The organism is Microbacterium sp. CR_7, assembly GCF_041954755.1.
Classification (GTDB): domain Bacteria; phylum Actinomycetota; class Actinomycetes; order Actinomycetales; family Microbacteriaceae; genus Microbacterium.
In genome coordinates, this window is record NZ_JAVAYF010000014.1 from 1 (window position 1) to 4,346 (window position 4,346).

The window sequence follows — 4,346 nt, forward strand, 5'->3', positions numbered from 1 at the left end:
CGCGACGACGACGCGCGCACGGTAGTCGTCGCCTCCGATGCGGCGCACGATCGCCTGAGCGAACACACTCCCCCCGGTCGGGACCGCGTCGAAGGTCGCATCCACCGACAGCTCGGTCGAAGCCGAGGACACACCCGTCAGATACGCCGTCCGCAGCGCCCCGCCGGCGGAGAGCCGGAACACGCCCGACCCGTCGACCGCGTAGCTCGAGGCGGTGTTCGCCAGCGTCCAGGAACCACCCTGATCGGCGGCTCCGAGCCCACTCGCGAGCGTCCTGCCGAATGCATCCGTCGCGAGGATGCCGGATGCCGGCGCCTCGACGGTCACCTGATGGGCGACCGTCCCGGTCGCTCCGGAGTTGTCGGTCACCGTCAGCGTGACGGTGTAGGTGCCCGCCGCCGCGTACGGGTGGCTCGCGTTCGCACCCGAGCCGTGCGTACCGCCGTCGCCCCAGTTCCAGTCGTACGACGCGATCGACCCATCGGGGTCTGTCGAGCCGCTGCCATCCACCGAGAGGGTGAGACCTGCGGCAGTCGCGGTGAACGCGGCCGACGGTGCGACGTTCGCGGGAACGGGCGGGACGACGATCGACTCGCTCTTCGTCTTGGTGGCGCCGTCGTCGTCGGTCACCGTGAGAGTGACCGAGTACGTGCCGGCCTCGCCGTACGTGTGGCTCGCTGTCGCGCCGGACCCGTGCGCACTGCCGTCGCCCCAGTTCCAATCGTAGGAGACGATCGTCCCGTCCGCGTCCGTGGACCCGGACCCATCCACCGCCACCTTCAGCGGCGACGGTGTCGAGGTGAATGCCGCCGTGGGCGCCACGTTCGCGACTGCCACCACGGATGCCGTCTTCACAGCGGTGCCGGAGCGGTCGTCCGTGACCGTCAAGGTCACGGTGTACTCGCCGGCCTCGGCGTAGGTGTGGGTCGCCGAAGCGCCGACACCGTGAGCGCTGCCGTCGCCCCAGTTCCAGTCGTACGACGCGATGGTTCCATCGGCGTCCGACGACGCCGATGCGTCGACCGTCACAGCCAACTTCGACACCTGCGACGAGAACTCCGCGACAGGCAGCTGGTTGGCAGGAGCGCCCTCGCGTCCGAGGCTGAAGTGATCCGCCACGGTCGCCGGGGACAGAACCGATGAGTACACGGCGACCTCGTCGATCGAGCCGCGGAACTCGTTCGCTCCCGGACCCCACGAGACATCGCCGCCGACGTGCCAGTACCCGGTGTAGTTCTCGGCGGCGGTGTTGCCGTTCGAGCCCACCAGAACCCCGTCGACGTAGAGGCGCATACCCGACGGCCCCTGCGTCGCCACGACGTGGTGCCACTGCCCGTTGTTGTAGGACGCGTCGGACGTCACGGTGACCGTCTGTCCGGTGTACGCACCGAAGACGAGTCGACCCGCATCGGTCATGTAGACGTGGCGGTCGTAGCTCGACGAGTTGCCCGTCGCACCGTTGCCGAACCCGATGATCTTGCCGCCGGACGTGGAGGTGGTCTTGAACCATGCCTCGGTCGAGTACACCAGCGGGTTCACGAAGGACGACTGGCTGATGAGCTGGCCACCGTCGAAGGTGGTGGCCCCGTTGTTCACACCGGTCAGCGCGCCCTCGGCGCCCTTGCTGTGCGTGCCGTAGTACGTGCCTCGCTGCGAGGAACCGGACGCGTCGCCGGCGATCGATCCGGTCGTCTCGTTGAGGCGCCAGTAGAGCATCGGCTCGGCGCCGAACACGGCCGCGCCGTAGGCGTCGGTCGGTGCCGTCGCGCCCTCCAGCGTGCGTCCGGATGCCACGTAGTGCGTCTGCACCTGCGTACGGGACAGCGCTCCCCCGTAGATCGCCACCTCATCGATGTCGCCGTTGAAGAACTGCGATCCCGACCAGGTCGAGTCGCCGCCGATACGCCAGTAGCCGTTGTAGCTCTGCGCCGACGTCGTGTCCGCGCGCTGGGCCACCTTGATGCCGTCGACGTACAGCTCCATGCCCTTGACCGGATCGAGAGAGGCCACCACCTGGTGCCACGCGCCGTCGTTGTACGACGCGGACGACGTCACGACGCGCTCCGCATTCGGGTAGACGCCGAAGTTCACGCGGCCGCTGTTGTCCATGTAGATGTGCCGGTCGTACGACGATGACGTGCCGGTGGGGCTGTTGCCGAAGCCCACGATCTTGCCACCCTGCGTCGTGGTGGTCTTGAACCACGCCTCGATCGCGAAGGTCTGCGGGCCCTCGACGGCCGATTCGGTCGTCGCGAATCCCGATCCGGTTCCGTTGAACCGGGATGCCGGGATGGACGACGGGGTCAGGGCGCCGTCGACGCTTCGGGTCACTCCGTCGCGCACGGCCAGGTTGCTCGGTCCCGCCCAGTCGACCGAGGACGAGCCGGAGTCGTTGAGCGGCCAGTAGTTGATGGGCGCGTCGGCGAGCACGGCGTTGGAGTACTCGGGCATCGCCCCGACGCCGTTCACCGTCGCGGTGATGGTGTTGCTCCAGGCGACGTTGCCGTGCGCATCCTCGGCGCGGATGCGGTAGGTGTGCGTACTGCCCTGCACGAGTCCCTTGTCGATGAACGACATGCCGGGGAGGCCCCAGTCCGCGGACTTGGAGCGGGCCGTCTTGGTGTAGATGGGCGTCGCGTTGGCGCCGTCGCGGATCAGCTTGTACTCGAGGTACTCGTTGTCGCGGTCCCAGTTCAGAGGCCAACTGATGCGCATGGTGCCCTCGGCGATCGCGTTGGCCGTGGGGACCCAGTTGCTGCCGCTCAGCCGCGGTCCATCGGTGTTGGGAGCCTTCGCGGTGGTCGCGAATCGCACGAGTCCCTGCTGGACCTGGTTGTTCACCCGCGTGAACTCACCGGCCATGACGACGTAGTCGCCGTTTCCTGTCACGTTCCACGGACCCTGGTTCGCGCCGCTCACCGATCCGGTGTTGAAGGTCGGGTACCAGTGCAGCAGACGCGGAGCGGGGTTGCCACCCCAGTCGTAGTAGCCGTAGCCGAGGCCGTACGGCGTGGTCCGCTCGACGGAGTTGGAGAACGCCACACCGCGGTAGAAGGTCCACGGGTCGCTCTGCGGGAAGCCGTCGACGAGGCTGCCGCAGTAGTGCGCGTGGCCGGCTCCGTAGACGACGTCGGGAGTCGCGTACGCGCTGTACGTGTCTCCGTGGCAGTCCTCCACCCAGGTCAGACCACCGGTCGCGAAGTCGCTCCGGAAGATGCCCTCGAGGTTCCCGCCGCCGCCGAAGTGGTAGCCGGTGCCGTACAGGTTGTCGCCATCGGTGCTCAGCGACCAGATGGCGGCGTCAGGGCCTCCGTTGCGGACGATGCTGTTGGCGCCGAACGGCAGGAGGGCGCCGCTGGTCGCATCGACGAGAGCCATGCCGTAGCCCGGGTTCGACGACCCGTCGACGGTCGTGAAGTGACCGGCGAGGGCCACCTTGGTTCCGTCGCCCGAGACCACGACGTCGTTGCCCCGGTTGTCGAGCTGCGGCGCCCAGGGCAGCAGCGCCCCGGAAGCACTCACCGCCGCCGCGCGGACACGGTCGTTGCTCGCGACGCGACCGAAGATCCCGGTGAAGTAGACGGCCGTGTTCGAGGCTGCGATGCCGCGCACGGATGCGTTCACGCTCGGGGCCCACGACGCGACGAGGGTCCCCGCAGGCAGGTCGAAGGCGGCCACACGGTTGCGCGTCGAGCCGTTGACCGCGGTGAAGTCACCTGCGATGTAGAGGCGCTTGCCATCGGGCGACGCGGCGATCGAACGCACCTGGCCGTTCACGTTGGGGGCGAACGACGTCATCACGCCCGTCCGCACGTCGTACGCGATGACGTTGTTGCGCGCGACCTCGTTCGTGCCCGCAGCAGCGCCCGCCGGCCGCGCCGTGGAGAACTGGCCAGCCGCGTAGACCGTGTTGCCGACGATGACCTGGTCCCAGACGATGCCGTTGACCTGTGCGGTCGGCAGAGCGTCGGTCGTGACCGTCGATGGCACGCCCGCGTCGGTCGGCGCCGTATCGGCGCTGGCGACCGACGGCGCCAGCACGAGTCCGCTAGCGATCAGCGCGCCGACCGCGAGCGTCGTGCCGAACCTCAGTCCGGACGCCTTCTTGTTCCCCAAAAAAACACGCAGAACACCCATGTGCTCGCTCCCCAAAAATACGCACTCTCGAAGAGTGCTCCCCAGTACCCCATGAGCTGTCATCGGTCAGGACTCGCGAACCCCTTCACGCGAGCCGACTGCATGTACAGCAGGGAAAGAGTACCGAAGTATCAGCGAGACGTCCAGAGCCAATATCGACTCGCCTTCCACCCGGTTCGACCGGCCTGTCCGGATGCCGGACAGGCCGT

1 protein-coding gene is annotated in these 4,346 nt (G+C 68.0%); it reads right to left on the reverse strand.

From position 1 onward, the window contains the following. The coding region (locus tag RAC81_RS16930) for a PKD domain-containing protein (RefSeq protein WP_375083437.1) at positions 1-4,137 on the reverse strand (4,137 nt) is incomplete at its 3' end. Positions 4,138-4,346 lie beyond the last annotated feature (209 nt).